Origin of the sequence: Microvirga terricola (assembly GCF_011777495.1) — a bacterium.
In the GTDB taxonomy this organism is placed as follows: domain Bacteria; phylum Pseudomonadota; class Alphaproteobacteria; order Rhizobiales; family Beijerinckiaceae; genus Microvirga; species Microvirga terricola.
This window is the reverse complement of sequence record NZ_JAATJS010000004.1, coordinates 113115-130955: the sequence shown is the minus strand read 5'-3', so window position 1 is coordinate 130955 and position 17841 is coordinate 113115. Positions and strand designations below refer to the sequence as shown.

At 62.7% G+C, this 17841-nt stretch carries 19 protein-coding genes and 1 pseudogene; 11 read left to right on the top strand and 9 right to left on the bottom strand.

Annotation, left to right across the window (positions count from 1 at the left end):
• Positions 1-7: 7 nt before the first annotated feature.
• Together HB375_RS12755 and dusB are read right to left on the bottom strand one after the other, a co-directional pair.
• Positions 8-1108, bottom strand: a complete 1101-nt coding sequence (locus tag HB375_RS12755; RefSeq protein WP_167673387.1) for a two-component system sensor histidine kinase NtrB — start codon at positions 1106-1108, stop codon at positions 8-10.
• The gene (gene dusB, locus HB375_RS12750; RefSeq protein ID WP_167673386.1) at positions 1105-2124 is read right to left on the bottom strand and encodes a tRNA dihydrouridine synthase DusB; all 1020 of its coding nucleotides are present in this window, start codon (positions 2122-2124) and stop codon (positions 1105-1107) included. The genes HB375_RS12755 and dusB overlap by 4 nt, the downstream gene beginning before the upstream one ends.
• A 119-nt stretch (positions 2125-2243) precedes the next feature.
• Here dusB and HB375_RS12745 point away from each other — a divergent pair, with 119 nt between their 5' ends.
• From HB375_RS12745 to HB375_RS12735, 3 genes are all read left to right on the top strand, one after another.
• A complete protein-coding gene (locus HB375_RS12745) occupies positions 2244-3440 on the top strand; it encodes a bifunctional 2-C-methyl-D-erythritol 4-phosphate cytidylyltransferase/2-C-methyl-D-erythritol 2,4-cyclodiphosphate synthase (RefSeq protein WP_167673385.1) in 1197 nt (398 codons plus the stop codon).
• A complete protein-coding gene (locus tag HB375_RS12740) occupies positions 3437-3934 on the top strand; it encodes a CinA family protein (RefSeq protein ID WP_167673384.1) in 498 nt (165 codons plus the stop codon). Before HB375_RS12745 ends, HB375_RS12740 begins: the two co-directional genes overlap by 4 nt.
• 172 nt (positions 3935-4106) lie before the next feature.
• Positions 4107-4289 (top strand): hypothetical protein, encoded by a 183-nt coding sequence (locus HB375_RS12735; RefSeq protein ID WP_167673383.1) that lies wholly within the window; start codon positions 4107-4109, stop codon positions 4287-4289.
• 3 nt (positions 4290-4292) lie between these two features.
• Here the strand turns inward: HB375_RS12735 and HB375_RS12730 are convergent, their stop codons facing one another.
• Genes HB375_RS12730 through lipA form a run of 3 tightly spaced genes read right to left on the bottom strand, consistent with a single transcriptional unit; the run spans position 4293 to position 6273 of the window.
• Positions 4293-4760 (bottom strand): type II toxin-antitoxin system RatA family toxin, encoded by a 468-nt coding sequence (locus HB375_RS12730; RefSeq protein WP_167673382.1) that lies wholly within the window; start codon positions 4758-4760, stop codon positions 4293-4295.
• A 2-nt stretch (positions 4761-4762) separates the two neighbouring features.
• Entirely contained in the window at positions 4763-5293 is a 531-nt protein-coding gene (locus HB375_RS12725) for an AAA family ATPase (protein WP_167673381.1), read from the bottom strand.
• A 20-nt stretch (positions 5294-5313) separates the two neighbouring features.
• The gene (lipA, locus tag HB375_RS12720; protein WP_167673380.1) at positions 5314-6273 is read right to left on the bottom strand and encodes a lipoyl synthase; all 960 of its coding nucleotides are present in this window, start codon (positions 6271-6273) and stop codon (positions 5314-5316) included.
• A gap of 438 nt (positions 6274-6711) precedes the next feature.
• Between lipA and HB375_RS12715 the strand changes: the two genes are divergently transcribed.
• From HB375_RS12715 to HB375_RS12685, 7 genes and pseudogenes are all read left to right on the top strand, one after another.
• Positions 6712-7134, top strand: a complete 423-nt coding sequence (locus tag HB375_RS12715; protein WP_167673379.1) for a YciI family protein — start codon at positions 6712-6714, stop codon at positions 7132-7134.
• 102 nt (positions 7135-7236) lie between these two features.
• On the top strand, positions 7237-7662 hold the full coding sequence (locus HB375_RS12710; protein WP_167673378.1) for a VOC family protein: 426 nt from the start codon (positions 7237-7239) through the stop codon (positions 7660-7662).
• Positions 7663-7758: 96 nt separating this feature from the next.
• Positions 7759-9027 (top strand): annotated as a pseudogene (locus HB375_RS12705) (RNA polymerase sigma factor).
• A gap of 176 nt (positions 9028-9203) precedes the next feature.
• Positions 9204-9587: a hypothetical protein gene (locus tag HB375_RS12700; RefSeq protein WP_246728485.1), complete on the top strand. Its 384-nt coding sequence runs from the start codon at positions 9204-9206 to the stop codon at positions 9585-9587.
• 34 nt (positions 9588-9621) lie between these two features.
• Positions 9622-10647: a hypothetical protein gene (locus HB375_RS12695; protein WP_167673377.1), complete on the top strand. Its 1026-nt coding sequence runs from the start codon at positions 9622-9624 to the stop codon at positions 10645-10647.
• 272 nt (positions 10648-10919) lie between these two features.
• Positions 10920-12596 (top strand): arylsulfatase, encoded by a 1677-nt coding sequence (locus tag HB375_RS12690; RefSeq protein WP_167673730.1) that lies wholly within the window; start codon positions 10920-10922, stop codon positions 12594-12596.
• 199 nt (positions 12597-12795) lie between these two features.
• Positions 12796-13224 carry an OsmC family protein gene (locus HB375_RS12685; RefSeq protein WP_167673376.1) on the top strand — a complete coding sequence of 143 codons (429 nt, stop codon included), beginning with the start codon at positions 12796-12798 and terminating at the stop codon, positions 13222-13224.
• Positions 13225-13305: 81 nt separating this feature from the next.
• Here the strand turns inward: HB375_RS12685 and HB375_RS12680 are convergent, their stop codons facing one another.
• Positions 13306-13686: a winged helix-turn-helix transcriptional regulator gene (locus HB375_RS12680; protein ID WP_167673375.1), complete on the bottom strand. Its 381-nt coding sequence runs from the start codon at positions 13684-13686 to the stop codon at positions 13306-13308.
• Positions 13687-13790: 104 nt separating this feature from the next.
• Between HB375_RS12680 and HB375_RS12675 the strand changes: the two genes are divergently transcribed.
• Entirely contained in the window at positions 13791-14546 is a 756-nt protein-coding gene (locus HB375_RS12675; protein WP_167673374.1) for an NADPH-dependent F420 reductase, read from the top strand.
• Between the two features lie 78 nt (positions 14547-14624).
• Here the strand turns inward: HB375_RS12675 and lpdA are convergent, their stop codons facing one another.
• The 3 genes from lpdA to HB375_RS12660 are packed head-to-tail and all read right to left on the bottom strand — an operon-like array spanning position 14625 to position 17827.
• Entirely contained in the window at positions 14625-16061 is a 1437-nt protein-coding gene (gene lpdA, locus HB375_RS12670) for a dihydrolipoyl dehydrogenase (protein ID WP_167673373.1), read from the bottom strand.
• Positions 16062-16490 (bottom strand): hypothetical protein, encoded by a 429-nt coding sequence (locus HB375_RS12665; protein ID WP_167673372.1) that lies wholly within the window; start codon positions 16488-16490, stop codon positions 16062-16064.
• Positions 16487-17827, bottom strand: a complete 1341-nt coding sequence (locus HB375_RS12660) for a pyruvate dehydrogenase complex dihydrolipoamide acetyltransferase (protein ID WP_167673371.1) — start codon at positions 17825-17827, stop codon at positions 16487-16489. Before HB375_RS12660 ends, HB375_RS12665 begins: the two co-directional genes overlap by 4 nt.
• Positions 17828-17841: the final 14 nt, after the last annotated feature.

The following is a 17841-nucleotide window of genomic DNA, read 5'->3' as shown; positions in this document are numbered from 1 at the left end:
CTCGGCCTCACATATCAGCCTCGCGGCCATCGTTGGCGCGATGCATCGGCAGGAGAATTCGGAAAGTCGTGCGTCTGGGCACCGGCTCGCATTCGACAATGCCGCCGTGGTCGCCTACGATCTTCGCCACCAAGGCGAGTCCAAGACCACTGCCCTGAACCTTCGTCGTGACGAAGGGGTCAAAAAGGTCGCTCATCAGCTCTTGCGGCACGCCGGGTCCGTTGTCGCTGACGCTCAATTCGATAGGCAGGCTGACGCGCTCACGCGCACCAGGCACTTGCAGCCTGACGCCTGTCCGAAACGCGGTCGACAGGACGATTTCGCCATCCGTCGCGTCAATGCCGATGGCTTCGGCCGCGTTCTTGACCAGATTGAGAATGACCTGAATCAGCTGATCGCGATTGCCGAGAACAGGCGGAAGCGAAGGGTCGTAGTTCTCGACGAAACGGATATGCCGCGCGAAGCCTGATTGAGCGAGACGCTTCACGTGGTCGAGCACGCCGTGAACGTTGACCGGACCTCTCTCAACCGGACGCTCTTCGCCGAAAAGCTCCATGCGCTCGACGAGTTTCACGATGCGGTCCGTCTCAGCGCAAATAAGACGCGTCAGGACGCGGTCATCCTCATCCGCTGACTGCTCAAGCAGCTGCGCCGCGCCGCGAATGCCGGAAAGCGGATTCTTGATCTCATGCGCCAGCATCGCTCCAAGCGCGGTGATCGAGCGCGCGGCTCCGCGATGGGTCAATTGGCGATCCATCTTGTCGGCAATGGTGCGTTCTTGGAGCATGATGACGACGTCGTCGCTGTCATCGCCCAGAGGCGTCGCGAACACATCGACGATCCGCTCTGTGCCGATGCGGGGGCCGCCGATATCCACCCGATGCTCGCTAACGCTCGCGCCGCGCTGGCGAACATCCTCAACCAGTGCCATAACAGGCGACCCGAATGGAATGAAATCAGATAGATTTTGCCGCTGCATCATACGCAGACTCATGTCGAAGAAAGCCTCGGCCGCGGCGTTTGCATGCATCACGCGATGCCCCTCGCCGATGGTCAGAACCGGCAGCGGCAGCGCATTCATGATGAGATCGTTGATGCCCGCCGTCATGCCACTCTCCTCTCGGGCTCGGCATAGACAGCGCGCAGGAGGCTGATAACGGTTTGAGGTTGGTCCGACGTCACGAGCACGGCCCGGACGCCTTGCGGGATCTGGAAACCCGAAGCCATCGCAACATCGGCATAAGCTGCCAGATGCTTGCGGGCGTGACGGACGCCGACCTGGTGGCCGTAAAGGGACAAGAGGCCTTCATAGTGCTCAATAGCAAGAGCCATCATCTCTTCAGGCTCGGGATCGGGAACCAGACGTCCCTGCAATGCCGCACCGATCTGCCCGACGAGCCAGGGTCTGCCGACGGCGGACCGCCCGATCATAACGGCGGCAGCCCCCGACGCCCGTAGGCAGCTTTGCGCGTCGTCAAGCGATCCGATATCGCCATTGGCGATCACCGGGATCTTCACGGCCTCGACGACCGGTGCGATAGCGCTCCAATCGGCACTGCCCTTGTAGAATTGCTGACGCGTGCGTCCGTGCACCGTCACGGCGCTGACGCCGAGAGCTTCCGCCCGCCGCGCAAGTTCGGGCGCATTGATCGTCGTATGATCCCAGCCCAACCGCATCTTGACGGTCACCGGAACGCTCGCGGCCTGCACCGACGCCTCGATGAGCCGGCAGGCATGATCGAGGTCGCGCATCAGCGCCGAACCCGCATATCCACCGATCACCCGCTTGGCGGGGCAACCCATATTGATGTCGATGATGCGAGCGCCGGCATCCTCGGCAACGCGGACGGCGCGGGCCATCCACTCCGGCGCACAGCCCGCGAGCTGGACGACATGCGGCTCGATGCCGGTCCCCTCCGCCCGAAGCTGCGCTTCCTCCGAACCCTGAACGAGTTCATCGGACGCGACCATTTCGGACACGACGAGGCTCGCCCCAAGCCGCTTGGCGATGCGCCGAAAAGCAACATCCGTCACGCCGGACAAAGGCGCGAGGACGGCTCCGGTCTCGATCTCGACCGAGCCGATCTTGAAACTCGATCCGCCTATTTTATGATCAACTTTCATTCTGCCCAACAAATAGCCAAATCGACCTGCAACGCAAGCCCTACAGTTTCCGGCGCCTCTGCCATTTGCCTTCCGCCGGTTCGGGGCTTAGGACGGCTGGAACTAGAGAGAGCGTTCCCATGTCAGTCGCCGTCCTCATCGTTGCCGCAGGACGTGGTTCCAGGGCCGGAGAAGGTGTTCCCAAGCAGTATCGGCTCCTGGATGGACAGCCTGTCCTGGCCCGGACGCTTCAGGCGTTCCTCGCGCATCCGCAGGTGGACCGGACAATCGTCGTGATTCACCCGAATGACCTGGACCTCTACCAGGCCAGCATCGACCTCCTGCCCCCCTCTCTTCGTGATGCAATTCTCCCTCATGCCCTGGGGGGTGAGACACGGCAGGATTCGGCCCGCGAAGGGCTCGAAGCGCTCGCCGAAACCGCGCCCGAGATCGTTCTGGTGCACGATGCGGCACGCCCCTTTGTCAGCTCCGCCCTCATCGGCCGGGCCATCGCGGCGGCGCGGCGCTCCGGAGCTGCCGTCCCTGGCACGACGGTGACCGATACAATTAAGGTGGTCGGTCAGCAGGGAGAAGTTTTGTCGACCCCGGAGCGCGCTACTCTGCGAGCCATCCAGACACCGCAAGCATTCCGTTTCGGCGATCTGCTGGAAGCCCATCGGAAGGCTGCCATCTCAGGACTCCACGCTTTCACCGACGACGGGGCGCTCGCGGAATGGGCGGAGCTTTCCGTCCATGTCTTTGAGGGCGACCCCGCGAATATCAAGTTGACCCATTCCGCCGACTTCAAAGAGGCGGAGCGGCGTTTGAAGGATCACGCGATGACTTATCTGACCCGCCTTGGCACCGGCTTCGACGTCCATGCCTTTACGGATGGCGATCATGTCTGGCTCGGCGGCATCAAGGTTCCGCACGACCGGGGCGTGCTGGCGCATTCCGATGGCGATGTGATCCTGCACGCCCTCACCGACGCCATTCTCGGTGCGTTGGCCGATGGCGATATCGGCACGCATTTTCCGCCGAGCGATCCGCAATGGAAGGGTGCGGCGTCGGATCGTTTCCTCGCGCATGCCGTTGACCTTGTGCGGCAGCGTGGCGGAGTGGTCGACCACCTCGACGCGACGCTGCTGTGCGAGAGGCCTCGTCTCGGCCCTTACCGGGAAGCGATGCGTCAGCGGATTGCGCAGATCACCGGCTTGCGTCTCGATCAGGTGTCGCTGAAAGCGACGACGACGGAGAAGCTCGGATTTACGGGGCGTGGCGAAGGGATCGCGGCGCAGGCGGCCGCCACGATCCGTGTGCCGGAGAGAGTGGAATGATCCCGCTGGATTGGAAGGACCGGGCGGCGGCGCTTCTGAAGGCCTACGAGAAGGAAGGCCTGATGATCGCGACGGCCGAGTCCTGCACCGGCGGATTGGTGGCGGGGCTTCTGACCGAGATAGCAGGCTCGTCCAAAGTGGTGGAACGCGGCTTCGTCACTTATTCCAACGAGGCGAAGACGGAACTGCTCGGCGTACCGGCGGAGCTGATTGCGCAGCACGGCGCGGTGAGCGAGCCGGTGGCGCGGGCGATGGCCGAGGGAGCGCTAAAGCACTCCAAGGCGGATGTGGCGGTCGCGATTACCGGCATTGCAGGACCGACCGGAGGAACGGCGACAAAGCCGGTCGGGCTGGTGCATTTTGCATTGGCCAAGAAGGATGATAAGATTAAAGTCTTAATGAGGCACTATGGTGATATCGGCCGTGAGAGCGTCCGCCGCAGCGCCGTATCGGATGCCTTGATGCTTCTTGAGGGGGCGATCACTCTTAACTGAGCGTATCGCTATGATGAGGCTGAGATTTCCGTCTTATCCCGAACTGGCGTTTCAAGCGCTGGCGTTGGCGCTTTTACTCGTGGCCCTGGACGTTTTTCTTCTCGCCGTAGACGCCTCCATCTGCGGCGAGCCTCGGGCCGGACGTGGTTGCTATCCGTGGGGATCGGCGAGCGTGAGCTGGTTCTACCGTTCGAAAGAACTTTATCTGTTCGCCTGCGCGCTTCAGATGATCCTTCTTGCGAGCTCGATCATCGCGCCCTTCTTCACCTCAACCCCTCTGAAGGGCCTTGCGGCCTTTTTCGGCATCTCGGGCGGGGGAACGTTTGTGCTTTACGCCGTCGAGTTCCTGCTCTGACGCTTAGCCGATGGGCTCCGACGGGCGGGAGTAGATGACATCGGCCCGCTTCTCGAACGCTTCCGCGAATTTGTGAAAGGCCTTGTCGAAGACCGAGCCCATGAGGAGGCCGAGGGCAAAGCTCTTGAATTCGTAGTTGATGTAGAACTCCACGTCGCTGCCGGTCGGCGTTTCGCGGAAGGTCCAGCGGTTTTCGAGATATTTGAACGGCCCGTCGATGTATTCCACCTGGATACGCAGGCGGGGATTGTCGAGGGTCACGCGGCTCGTAAAACTTTCGCGGATCGCCTTGTAGCCCACGGTCATGGCGGCGACGATGGTCTCGATGCCCTCTCCGCTCTGGGCGCGGCGGACGATGTGCAAGGCGTCGCAGAGCGGCAGGAATTCGGGATAGCGCTCCACATCCGCCACGAGAGCGAACATCTGCGCGGGCGTGTGCTTGACCGGGCGTGACGAGCGGAAGGACGGCATGGTCAGGCGGCCTTGGCGGGAGCGGAGGAGAGAAGCGTCTCCTCAAGCGAGGGAATCTGAGAGCGCGAGCGCAGGACGAAAAGCTGCTGGTCGGGCCGCAGCCGAGCAAGCATGCGGGTGGTCTTGGGGCGCATGTCCTTTTGGTATTTCCAGATCCAGCGCATGAACGACCAGTCGAACTTCTCGATGCAGTCGGGGCCGAGATCGTCCCGCACCCGGCCGTAGTTTTTCAACACGCGCCACGTCACGCTCGCAAGGCAGCGCCAGCGGCCGACATCGAGCCAGATGACGACGGTCGCCCGCGGCACGCGCAAGTCAAAAGTGCTGGCATAGTTGCCGTCCATGACCCATTCCGGCCGGGCGGCAAGCCCTTTCACCTTCTCCCGCCACTCATCCCGCGGCGGCATGGTCCAGCCGGGCCCAAAGTATTCGCGGTCGAGATGGATCAGCGGCAGGCCGAGGCGCTGCGCGAGGCGGCGCGCCAGGGTGCTCTTGCCCGCTCCAGGGCTGCCGATGACCAGAATGCGCCGCATGGCCCGTCCACGAGAAACGATCAGCCGATCTTGGAGAGACGCGCGGCCTTGAGCTTCGCGAAGTCCTCGCCCGCATGATGCGAGGAGCGCGTCAGCGGCGTCGAGGACACGAGCAGGAAGCCCTTGGCGTAGGCCGTGGTCTCATAGGCCTTGAACTCGTCCGGCGTCACGAACTGGATCACCTCATGATGCTTCTTGGTCGGCTGGAGATACTGGCCGATGGTCATGAAATCCACGTCCGCCGAGCGCAGATCGTCCATGAGCTGCAGCACTTCGTTCCGCTCTTCGCCCAAGCCCACCATGATACCGGATTTGGTGAAGATGTTGGGGTCCATCTCCTTCACCTGCTGGAGCAGACGGATGGAGTGGAAATAGCGCGCGCCGGGACGGACCTTGAGGTACCTCGACGGCACGGTTTCCAGGTTGTGGTTGAACACGTCGGGCTTCGCCGCGACGACGACTTCCAGCGCGCCGGGCTTGCGCAGGAAATCGGGGGTGAGAATCTCGATAGTGGTTTTGGGCGAGCGCGCGCGGATGGCGTGGATCACGTCGGCAAAGTGCTGCGCGCCACCATCGGCCAGGTCGTCGCGGTCGACCGATGTGATGACCACGTGCTCGAGACCGAGCTTTTCGACCGCTTTCGCCACGTTCTCCGGCTCATGCGGATCGAGCGCTTCGGGCAAGCCGGTCTTCACGTTGCAGAAGGCGCAGGCCCGCGTGCAGGTGTCGCCCATGATCATGAAGGTGGCGTGCTTCTTTTCCCAGCACTCGCCGATATTGGGACAGCCCGCCTCCTCGCACACCGTCACGAGTTTGTTCTCGCGCACGATGCGGTTGGTCTCGGCCCATTTGGGCGAGCCGGGAGCCTTCACGCGGATCCAGTCCGGCTTGCGTTGCTGGACAGGCTGATCGGGCCGATGCGCCTTTTCCGGGTGGCGAGGACGGTTGTCCTTGTTCAGAAGGTCGAGAACGACGGCCATGAATTCAAACCTTTGAGCCGGGCATAACGGATTATGCACCCGAAGCCAGCCGCACGACACGCCGAGGCGCGGCCCGCTTCCTTTCCGCATCGTCGCATAGCCGAGGCTGGCGATCTCCCCTAGCCATGCGCCGGTTATGACTTAAGCGTTTCGACGCGGCTTCGCAAACCCCGTTTACGCCGAGCGGCCATTCCGTAGACGCTACAGAAACGTCCTCGGGGCCGCCCTTCGGAAAGGGGCATGCCCTTCGGACTGACGGTAGCCCCACCATTCGGCGCGCTCCCGCTGCCTTGGCGAGATGAGTATTGCGACCATATGGCCTTGCTTGTCGGATCGCCCAACCCCAAAAATTTTCGACGAGCTGTCGATTCCGCCGTCTTCCGTTCGTCGTAGCAGCAAGGAGACCCTGCGGCCTCCGTGTCAAAAGGAGACTAAACGATGCGTGTCATGGTGATGGTGAAGGCGACGAAGGATAGCGAAGCGGGCGTCATGCCCACGACCGAGCTCCTCGAAGCCATGGGCAAGTTCAACGAGGAACTGGTCAAAGCCGGCATCATGCTGGCAGGCGACGGATTGAAGCCCTCGGCGCAGGGCAAGCGCGTGGCCTTCGACGGGCCGAACCGCTCCGTCATCGATGGGCCCTTCGCCGAGACCCGCGAGCTGGTTGCCGGCTTCTGGCTGTGGGAGGTCAGGGACGTGGCCGAGGCGATCGAGTGGGTGAAGCGCTGTCCCAATCCGATGCCGGGGCCGAGCGAGATCGAGATCCGTCCGCTTTACGAAATGAGCGACTTTGCCGAGGCCCTGACACCAGAGGTCGCCGAACTGCACGACCGAACCCGCGAGAAGACAGCTCTTCGCTGATCTTTCACGGCGGGCGCGACTACTGCTGTCGTGCCCCTCTCCATGAGCAAACCATGCTGGCGCTCTGACGCTCGATCAGAGCATCGCCATAAGGGACCTACAATGCCCAAAATGATCTTCGTGAATCTGCCGGTGAAGGATCTCGCTGCCTCAATCCGCTTCTATCAAGCGATTGGCTGCGAGAAGAACGACCAGTTCAGCAACGAGAGCGCAGCCTCGATGGTCTGGTCGGACACCATCACTTTCATGCTTCTGACACACGCTTACTTTTCGACTTTCTCACTGAAGCCGATCGCCGACGCGCACAAGGACACCGGAATGCTGATCGCGCTTTCGCGCGACAGCCGTAAAGACGTGGATGCCATCGTCGAGGTTGCGGCGGCTGCCGGCGGCAAGGCCGATATCCGTGAGCGCCAGGACATGGGCTTCATGTATGGCCGTACCTTCGAGGATCCCGACGGCCATGTGTTCGAACCCATGTGGATGGATATGTCGGCTATGACCGAGCCACAGGGACAGCCGGCCTGACGACACGATGGTCGGCTCGCGCCCTGCGAGCCGACCGACAGCTGACGCCGCGTCTGCGACTTGCCTTGCCCATCGCTGCTCCGTTAAGCGAAGGGCATGGCAGTGCCCGAAACGCATCAGGTGATCGAGACGGTCTTCCGGATCGAACAGGCCAAGCTCATCGCAGGGCTGGCCCGGATGGTGCGCGACGTCGGCGTGGCCGAAGACCTGGCGCAGGACGCACTCGTAACTGCCCTCGCCGAATGGCCGAAGACCGGGGTTCCGCAAAACCCTGGCGCCTGGCTGATGGCAGCGGCCAAGCGCCGGGCTATCGACCGGCTCCGCCGCAACAAGATGCTCGCGCGCAAGCACGCCGAGATCGGCCGGGACCTCGAGGATGAACGCGATACCAGTATCGAGGACATCGAGGCCGCCATGGACGACGATGTCGGCGACGAGCTCCTCAGCCTGATCTTCACCGCCTGCCACCCGGTTTTGTCCACGGAGGCCCGCGCGGCACTCACCCTGCGGCTGATCGGCGGGCTGACGACGGACGAGATCGCCCGCGCGTTCCTGTCGAGCGAAGCCACCATCGCGCAACGCATCGTCAGGGCCAAGAAGATGCTGGCCAAAGCCGGCCTGACATTCGAAGTGCCTCGCGGACCGGAGCGGACGGCGCGCCTCGCCTCGGTGTTGGAAGTCATCTACCTGATCTTCAACGAGGGCTATGCGGCCACTGCCGGTGAGGACCTGATCCGCCCTGCCCTGTGCAGCGAGGCCCAGCGCTTGGGTCGAATTCTTGCGGGCTTGGCCCCCAACGAGCCCGAGGTCTTCGGCCTCCTTGGGCTGATGGAGATCCAGGCCTCCCGCCTGGCGGCACGCACCGGGCCGGACGGCTCGTTGGTTCCCTTGACCGAGCAGAACCGCGCGCAATGGGACCAGATCCTGATCCGCCGCGGCTTCGCCGCGCTGGAACGTGCCGAGGCTCTGGGCGGCACTGATGGGCCGTATGCCTTACAGGCTGCGCTCGCCGCCTGCCATGCGCGAGCGCGCAAGGCGGAGGAAACGGACTGGCATCGGATCGCAGGACTGTAAAATCGACTCCGGGCGGTGATGCCGTCGCCGGTGGTCGATCTCAATCGGGCCGTGGCTTACAGCATGGCCTTCGGCCCGGAAGCCGGGCTGACGCTCCTCGAAGAGATCGATGAGACTTCGGCGTTGCGCGACTATGCTCCCCTGCCGGCGGCGAAGGGGGATTTCCTGTTCCGGGCGGGCCGGCTCGAAGAGGCCAGGATCCACTTCGAGCACGCGGCCGCCCTCACCCGCAATGAGCGCGAGAAGGATTTCCTCCTCAAAAAGGCTGCGGTCTGTGGCGGGCGACCTTAATTCTGAGCCTTCCGTTGCTGATCTAGGGCCAATGAAACTTTGAAACAAAGCATTCGCAGGGTTTGCCACTGAAGAATTGAGTATAAGACCCGGCGACGTCTCTTTTTCTATTGTCGAGCAAGTCCGAATAACTGCTTTATGGAGCCCGACCGACTCACTGCGTCGAGGGAAGCCAATTGTCCGACGAGGAAATCGAAGTCGTAACAGAGCTGCTCGCAAGAAATGGCGGCAACTGGTATCCGGAACGGACAAAGCCGGCTCTCCGGGCGGTCAGTGACCGTCATCGTGAAGTCGCGCGGCTCATCCTCGGCGCCATCGATCATTCCAAAGCAGCGAGCCAGAGCGCTCGGGCATCCAGCGCTCCCGAAGGCAAGGCGTTCAACTTCACCACGGACGATCAGCTCCATGTCGGAGCGACCGTGATCTATCGGCCGCCCGGCGAAAAGAGAGCGCTCACCTGCCGCATCGAGCGCATGGAACACGGCCGTGCCTATCTCGTCCCGGCCGACCGCGAGATCGGCTGGGTGGCGCCCGAGACGCTCGTGCTGCAGAAGCCGTGACGTCATCAAAAAATTGGCCTGGGGAGGCATCAAATTGTCCGAGGTCGAAGTCGAGCTTGTGGCAGAGTTGCTCGCCAAAATCGGCGGCACCTGGAATCCGGATCGGGCGCGACCGACGCAAGGGACCGTCGGCAATCGCCATCGCGACGTCGCCAAGCTTATTCTTGCCGCCGTTGAGCGCTCCAGAGTGGCGAACGAGATGACAGCAGGCAGCGGCGCAGGCGCGGCCGCTCCTGCCGATGGCGAGACGCTCAACGATGCCGAGGGAAATCCGCTTCATGTCGGAGCGGCCGTCACGTACCGCCCTCCCGGCGACAAGAGAACGTTCGCCTGCCGCATCGAGCGGATCGAGTATGGCCGCGCCTACATCGTCCCCGCCCATCGCGAGATCGGTTGGGTGTCCACCCTGACGCTCGTGCCGCTGAAACGGACTCGGGACAACGAAGCGAAGCGCCCGGCATCGGCAGGCTCGCCGAAGGAGAGCGTGGATGCCGCTTCCGCCGATGAAGCCGCATCATCCTCTCCCGATCTGCAAGCGCCTGCTGCGCCGTTGAGGATTGGGAACGCACCCGAGCGCGTGGTGCATTACTTCAATTCGATCGGCGATTGGATCGCCTACTCTCGCTATCGCGGCGATCAGTACCTGTTCGACAAACGGGGCAACTGGATCGGCTGGTTTCCGTGGGACGACAAGGAGATCGTCGATCTCAACGGCGAGTATCTCGGCGTCGTGATGGACGGAAACCGCATCTACGCGAAAATCCCGAGCAACGCGGACAAGAAGAAAGCGAAAAAGAAAAAGCGCGATGTGGGCTTCATGGTGGATCCTGGCAGCGGCGGCTATGCCGGCTATCCGGGGTTTACCGCGCACACCCTGCCGCCGTTCGGATACAAGGATGTTGATCTTTCGAAGATCGCCATCGTCAAACGCCTCTGGCTAAAGAAGGATGGCGGGACCGAGACGCCCGAACCGAGCATTTTCGCCGCTTGGATGTCGAAGATCGGACTCGGCAGCATGGCAGGCTGGATCGAGGACGCGATGGGGCTCAAGCGGAGATAGAACGCGCCTCACCGCCGCGCTGGCAATTATGGATAGTGCGTCCGCCGGCAGGAACTTTGACGTTTCCATCGTGTCGATAGGAGGAGTCCCCGGACCGCGTGTCTCGTTCTCTCGATGACGCACGGTGCCGTCCCGGCCGTGCGCCGGTCGTCGCTGCCCATCATCGACAAGAGGAGCACTCCATGAGGAATGATCGTGCGTTCTCACGGACACCGGATGGCAGGTTTCGCATCAGGCGCATATGGACGAAAGTCGTCGCGACCGCAGCGCTGATGGCTTTTGCTCTGCCTGGCTTCGCGCAAGCACCGCAACAGCAGCCGCCGCAGAAGCCGAACATCGTGTTCATCATGGGCGACGACATCGGCTGGATGCAGCCGAGCATCTACCATCGCGGCGTGATGGTGGGCGAGACGCCCAACATCGACCGGATCGGCCAGGAAGGCGCGATGTTTACGGACTACGTCGCCATGCAAAGCTGCACGTCCGGCCGCAACGCGTTCTTCACCGGCATGTATCCGCTGCGTACAGGCATGATTCCTCCGCAACTGCCAGGCAGCCCGTCCTATCTCCAGCCCGGAACGCCGGCGCTCGCCAAATTCCTGCTCGATCTCGGCTACACCACCGGCGAGTTCGGCAAGAACCATCTGGGCGATCACACCGCGGCGCTTCCGACAGCGCATGGCTTCCAGGAATACTGGGGCTATCTCTATCACCTCGACGCGATGCAGCAGGTGAGCTTCCCCGACATCAACAAGAACCCGACCACGCAGACGGTCGCCCCACCCTGCCGCAACACGCCGATCCCCGGCATTGCGGAGATTCCCGGCGCGGTCGACCCCAAGACGACGGTCTGTCTCACGCCGCCGCGCAATGTCCTCTCCTGCAAATCATCCGACGGCACGGAGAGAAACCAGATGTGTTCCGATGAAGGGCCGCTGACGCTGGAGCGTTCGAAGACCGTGGACGAGGAAATCTCGGATAAGGTCGTCGACTTCCTCGATCGCAACGACCCGAAGAAGACCGGCAAGCCGTTCTTCGTCTGGTACAACCCCGCCCGCATGCATGTGGTGACCGTGCTGTCGCCGAAATACGAGGCCATGGTCGGCGAGCGCGGCGGCAAGGATTGGGGCGTCAACGAAGCAGGCATGAAGCAGCTCGACGACAATGTCGGCGTCGTGCTCAAGAAGCTGGAGGATATGGGTCAGCTCAACAACACCATCGTGGTGTTCACCACCGATAACGGCGCCGAGGCGATCAGCTTCCCAGACGGCGGCGTGACGCCGTTCAAGGGCCAGAAGGGCGAGGCGTGGGAAGGCGGCTACCGCGCGCCGATGGTCATCCGCTGGCCCGGCGTCATCAAGCCCGGCACCGTGCGCAATCAGCTCTTCGCCGCTCTCGACTGGCTACCGACTCTCGTCGATATCGCCGGCGGAGCCAAGGGCGACGCGCTGAAGCAGCAGATCGAGGCGGGACAATATCCCGGCATCGTCAAGACGACGCTCGACGGCGTCGATCAGCGCGATCTCCTCGAAGGCAAGTCGACGAAATCGGCGCGCGACTTCTTCTTCTACTATTCGGGAGCGACGCCATCCGCGGTGCGCTACAAAAACTGGAAGATGTACTACACCATGTCGCAGCCCGGACCGACCGGCTGGGTCCTGCCGCTCATCCCGTTCCACTTCACGCTGGTGCAGAACATCAAGCGCGATCCGTTCGAGCAGGCTGTCGGCATCGATCAGAAGACCGCCATGAGCCTCGGCGGCGCGTTAGGCGCACCGGCGACCGCGTTCCAGTACGATTGGAACATGCTGCCCATCGGCCAGCAGCTCTGGCTGCAGCACCTGACGACCTACGAGAAGTTCCCGCCGCTGCAGGCGCCCGAGAGCTACAATCTCAGCGGCATCATCGAGCAGGTCAAGAAGGCCAATTCCAACCACGCGGGCGACTAGCGAGGGACGGCATGAGCCGAGCGTCGGTGTCATGCCCCGAAGATTACCGTGCCTCGTTCTCTGCTGGTGGGAACGAGACAGGGGCAAAGGACTCAGGATCGAAATCGCGGGGCCCGGTCTCCTTGCAATAGCTCAGGTCTGCAATAGGTCAGGTCATTGTCGCACTCTGTAGGCGGCTGCAGACAAGGATATTGACCCTATGACGGTGATGAGCGTGAAGCTCCGGAGCCTGCCTGAGACCGGAGCGGCGGTTGGCTGGGGCGGTTCTCACTCGGTCATCGTCGACCGCCCGCTCGACAAGGCCGGAGGCACTGGTCTCGGGTTCAACGGCGGGCAGCTTCTCGCGCTGGCGATTGGTGGCTGCTTGTGCAACGACCTCCACTACGTGGCCCATGAGATGGGCATCTCTCTCAGTCAGCTTGCTGTCGATGTCGAGGTGAGTTTCGACGGCCGTCCGCTTGTCGCGACCGCCGCCGAGGTCCGGATCGCGGTCGAGGCCGATGATCCCGCCGCGGACCTCGACGAACTTGTCCGACGGGCCAAAGCGGCATCAACAGTCAGCAACTCGCTAGCGCGAGGCATTCCGGTGAACGTCAAAGGGCCGGGCTTGGCGCTCTCTCTCACTTGAGCGCGTCATTTCGGTGCGCGTCCTAGCGCGTGCCCCGAATGACAATGGCGCGCTGCGAGAGCGCAAATGAGGTCGTTCTGCTCATTCAGTCGCCGAGGCCAGCCCGCCCTGTTGTTCGCGGCGCGCTTCGGCCCACTCCATCAGGCTTGCGATGGGTGGCCCAAGGGCTCTCCCGACGTCGGTCAGTGAATATTCGACCTTCGGGGGCACCTGGGGATAGACGTCGCGCCTCACGAGGCCGTCCTTTTCCAACTCCTTGAGCTGTTGGGTCAACATCTTCTGGGTGACCCCTTTGACCAATCGCTCGAGTTCAGAAAAGCGCAGGGTTCCGAGAGCGAAAAGCTGACAGAGGATCAAGATTTTCCACTTGCCCTCAATGCAGCGAAGAGCTTCCGCGGTTACCGCCGCATAGCCCGCGCGGTGTACCGGATCATCGCATTTCCAGTTGCGCCCTTCGCCCATGGTTACCTTTCGGTGCGTTCCTTACTTTTCTGTCGGTTCTTGTGCTCGGTGCAACTTCCGCGCAACCAGCGGCCCACGTCATGCCATAACATAAAGGATGCATCATGAGGATCGGAATCGTCGGCGCGGGCCGGATTGGCGGAACACTTGCACGCAAGTTCTGCGTCGCAGGGCACGCCGTGCGGATCGCCAATTCGCGCGGGGCCGAAACTCTGGCAGACCTCGCGCGTGAAACCGGGGCGAGCGCCGTCGCAGTCGGCGAAGTCGCGCGAGCAGCGGACATGGTCATCGTCGCGATCCCGCAGGGAAGCATTCCCCGTCTGCCAAAGGATCTTTTCGCAGTGGCTTCCAAGAACGTGATCGTCGTCGATACCGGAAACTACTACCCCGGTGTGCGCGAGGAGCCCATCGCCGCTATCGAAAACGGGATGGCAGAAAGCCGCTGGGTATCTCAAATGCTTGGGAGACCAGTGGTGAAGGCTTTCAATACCAATCTCGCTTATAGCCTTACGACCAAGGCGAAGGCTTCCGGCTTGCCGGGACGGATCGCGCTTCCCGTTGCGGGCGATGATGCGCGGTCGAAGAAAACCGTTATCGATTTGATCGACGCCGTCGGCTTCGACGGCGTGGACGCAGGAACACTCGATGAATCATGGCGGCAGCAGCCCGGCACTCCCGCCTGCTGCTCCGACCTCCAGACCAACGATTTGCGGACCGCCTTATCGGCAGCGGATAAGGCGCGGGCTCCCCAACTGCGGGATCTCATCTTCCAGAAGATGGGCGAGCTCAACGAAGGTTTCACAATGGATGACCTGATCGCCATCAACCGCTCAGTTCACGGATTGGTCATCGAGAATTGATTGGAAGTGGCACATGCCGAAAGCGCAAATGGCCGGGCGAGCCCGGCCATTCTTCCTTTCGACTGCGGCCTGCGCGCCTCAGATGTGGATCGCGCGTCCGTAGGCATTGAGCACGCTCTCGTGCATCGTCTCCGACAGGGTCGGATGCGGGAAGACGGCGTGGATCAGTTCCTCTTCCGTCGTCTCCAAGTTCATGGCGATGACGAAGCCCTGGATCAGTTCCGTCACTTCCGCGCCGATTAAGTGCGCACCGAGAAGCTGGCCGGTCTTGTTGTCGAAAATCGTCTTCACGAGGCCTTCCGGCTCGCCGAGAGCGATGGCCTTGCCGTTGCCGATGAAGGGGAAGCGGCCGACGCGGATGTCGTAACCCGCTTCCTTCGCCTTCGCCTCCGTGAGGCCGACAGACGCGACCTGCGGGTTGCAATAGGTGCAGCCGGGGATCTTGGCCTTGTCCATGGCGTGCGTGTGCAGGCCCTTGATGGTCTCGACGCAGATCACGCCCTCATGCTCGGCCTTGTGCGCCAGCATCGGCGGGCCCGCGACGTCGCCAATGGCGAGGATGCCGGGGACGTTGGTGCGCCCAAGACCATCGGTGACGATGGTGCCGCGATCCATCTTCACGCCCAGCTTTTCGAGGCCGAGATTTTCCACGTTGCCCACGACGCCGACGGCCGAGATCATCCGCTCGGCAGTGATTTCCTGCGTGCCCTTGCCGTCGTCGATGGTGGCGGTGATCGAGTTCGCGCCCTTGACGACCTTCGTCACCTTCGCGCCGGTCAAAATCTTGATGCCCTGCTTCTCGAAGCGCTTGCGGGCAAGGCCTGCGATCTCCGCGTCCTCAACGGGCAGGATTTGCGGCAGCACCTCGACCACCGTCACTTCCGCACCCATGGTGCGGTAGAACGAGGCAAACTCGATGCCGATGGCCCCGGAGCCCATCACCAGAACCGACTTCGGCATGGTAGGCGGAACCATCGCTTCGAAATAGGTCCAGATCAGCTTGCCATCCGGCTCGATGCCCGGAAGCACGCGCGGACGCGCACCCGTCGCGATGATGATGTTTTTGGCTTGGTAGGTGCCCGCAGGCAGCGTGCCGCGCGGAGCCGGATGCTGCGGCTGCATCGCCACCTTCTTCGGCGCGCTGACCACAACCTCGCCGACCTTCGGAATGGTCGCCTCGCCCCAGATCACATCGACTTTGTTCTTCTTCAACAACCCGCCGACGCCGCCATTGAGCTGGCCCGACACGCCGCGCGAACGCTTGACGATGGCGTCTGCATCGAAGCCGATCTTTTCGGCCGACAGACCGTAGTCCTTGGCGTGCTGCATGTAGTGATAGATTTCTGCCGAGCGCAGCAGCGCCTTGGTCGGAATGCAGCCCCAGTTGAGGCAGATGCCGCCCAGGTGTTCGCGCTCGACCACAGCGGTCTTGAATCCGAGCTGCGCGGCGCGGATCGCCGCAACATATCCGCCCGGCCCGCCGCCGATGACGATGATGTCGTATTGGTTTGTCATTTACGCCTCCGGTTCCCCTAGGCCGTCTGTTCGGTTGTCGATGTCGGCTAACCTGATGCTGCCGATGAGCCAGGTGCCGTCTGTTATCGGTTGCCGGGTATCAAGAAACGTGACCGCTTCCGGGTTATTCCAACTGTACCGAAAGGCCAGATTGCTAGGAACACGCTCGCCAGCAAGAAGGCTCTCGATCAAATCACCGGAGGAAGCACTCCTCGTCGTCGCTTGAATGTAATTCACCGAATGATCAGACGAAGTGAACTTACTGACCCGGCAGAGAACCCGACTTGGATTGTCGTCGGGCGCGGCCGCCGCAATGATGACCCCGGTGAGCCGATTTTGCCCCGCTTCTGATTGAAAATCCCAGGGCTCCCCGACAGAGCATTCAACCGCTCTGCCGATGAGCCTTGCGATCTGGTCTTGGATGCTCAAACGAGCATCCCCATCGGGCTCTCGATGAGCCCCTTGAACGCCGCCAAAAGTTCCGCACCGAGCGCGCCATCGACCACGCGGTGGTCGCAGGAGAGCGTGACGGTCATCGCTTGCACGATGGCGGGGGCGTTGTTCTTCACCACGACGCGCTGCTCGCCCGCGCCGACGGCCAGAATGGTGCCCTGCGGCGGGTTGATGACGGCCTGGAAGTTCTTGATGCCGAACATGCCGAGGTTGGACACCGCCGTGGAGCCGCCGGTGTACTCTTCCGGCTTCAGGCGGCGGGTACGGGCGCGGCCCGCGAGGTCCTTCATCTCGGCGGAGATGGCGGTGAGCGTCTTGGATTCAGCCTTGCGGATGACCGGCGTGAACAGGCCGCCTTCGATGGCAACCGCAACGCCCACATCCGAATGCTTCATCTTCAGGATGCGATCTTCAGCCCAGACTGCGTTGGCGTTCGGCACGCGCTGGAGCGCGATGGCCAGCGCCTTGATGACGAAGTCGTTGACCGAGAGCTTGTAAGACGGCTTGCCGTCCTTGTCCTTCGGCGCGGCGGCGTTGATCTGCTCGCGCATGGCAAGGAGCGCATCCAGCTCGTAGTCGAGCGCGAGGTAGAAATGCGGCACCGTCTGCTTGGATTCGACGAGACGCTTCGCGATGGTCTTGCGCATGCCGTCGAGCGGGATTTCCTCGTAGGAGCCTGGTTCGAACATCGCCTTGACCTGCTCGGCCGAGGCGCTGGGCGCGAGCGCCGGTGCAGCAGCGGGAGCCGCCGCAGGCGCGCGCTTGACGCCGCCGCCGGCAGCCGCCGCGCGCACGTCCTTTTCCACGATGCGGCCGTGCGGGCCCGAACCCTGGACGGCGGCAATGTCGATGCCCGCATCCTTCGCGATGCGCTTGGCAAGCGGCGACGCGAAGACGCGATTACCAGCCGCAGCGCCATTGGGCTTCGCAGCGGGAGCCGGAGCGGCTGCGGGCTGCGGCGCGGGAGCGGCGGCAGGGGCAGACGCGGCAGGCGCTTCAGCCTTCGGTGCGGGTGCAGCGGCGGCGGGAGCCGCAGCGCCGCCGGATGCGGCGACCGTCTTCGGGTCCTCGCCCTCGCCTGCGATCAGCGCGATGAGCTGGTTCACCGGAACATCGGCAGAGCCTTCCGGCACCACGATCTTGGCGAGGACGCCTTCGTCCACGGCCTCGACTTCCATGGTCGCCTTGTCGGTTTCGATTTCGGCGATGACGTCGCCGGACTTGATCGTGTCGCCTTCCTTCTTCAACCACTTGGCAAGATTGCCTTTTTCCATGGTCGGCGAGAGGGCGGGCATCAGGACATTGATGGGCATGGCGTTTGAGATCC

Coding starts and splice junctions, on each gene's coding strand:
- HB375_RS12755 (WP_167673387.1), bottom strand. CDS start 1,108: ATGACGGCGGGCATCAACGATCTCATCATGAATGCGCTGCCGCTGCCG.
- dusB (WP_167673386.1), bottom strand. CDS start 2,124: ATGAAAGTTGATCATAAAATAGGCGGATCGAGTTTCAAGATCGGCTCG.
- HB375_RS12745 (WP_167673385.1), top strand. CDS start 2,244: ATGTCAGTCGCCGTCCTCATCGTTGCCGCAGGACGTGGTTCCAGGGCC.
- HB375_RS12740 (WP_167673384.1), top strand. CDS start 3,437: ATGATCCCGCTGGATTGGAAGGACCGGGCGGCGGCGCTTCTGAAGGCC.
- HB375_RS12730 (WP_167673382.1), bottom strand. CDS start 4,760: ATGCCGTCCTTCCGCTCGTCACGCCCGGTCAAGCACACGCCCGCGCAG.
- HB375_RS12725 (WP_167673381.1), bottom strand. CDS start 5,293: ATGCGGCGCATTCTGGTCATCGGCAGCCCTGGAGCGGGCAAGAGCACC.
- lipA (WP_167673380.1), bottom strand. CDS start 6,273: ATGGCCGTCGTTCTCGACCTTCTGAACAAGGACAACCGTCCTCGCCAC.
- HB375_RS12715 (WP_167673379.1), top strand. CDS start 6,712: ATGCGTGTCATGGTGATGGTGAAGGCGACGAAGGATAGCGAAGCGGGC.
- HB375_RS12710 (WP_167673378.1), top strand. CDS start 7,237: ATGCCCAAAATGATCTTCGTGAATCTGCCGGTGAAGGATCTCGCTGCC.
- HB375_RS12690 (WP_167673730.1), top strand. CDS start 10,920: ATGGCTTTTGCTCTGCCTGGCTTCGCGCAAGCACCGCAACAGCAGCCG.
- HB375_RS12685 (WP_167673376.1), top strand. CDS start 12,796: ATGACGGTGATGAGCGTGAAGCTCCGGAGCCTGCCTGAGACCGGAGCG.
- HB375_RS12680 (WP_167673375.1), bottom strand. CDS start 13,686: ATGGGCGAAGGGCGCAACTGGAAATGCGATGATCCGGTACACCGCGCG.
- HB375_RS12675 (WP_167673374.1), top strand. CDS start 13,791: ATGAGGATCGGAATCGTCGGCGCGGGCCGGATTGGCGGAACACTTGCA.
- lpdA (WP_167673373.1), bottom strand. CDS start 16,061: ATGACAAACCAATACGACATCATCGTCATCGGCGGCGGGCCGGGCGGA.
- HB375_RS12660 (WP_167673371.1), bottom strand. CDS start 17,827: ATGCCCATCAATGTCCTGATGCCCGCCCTCTCGCCGACCATGGAAAAA.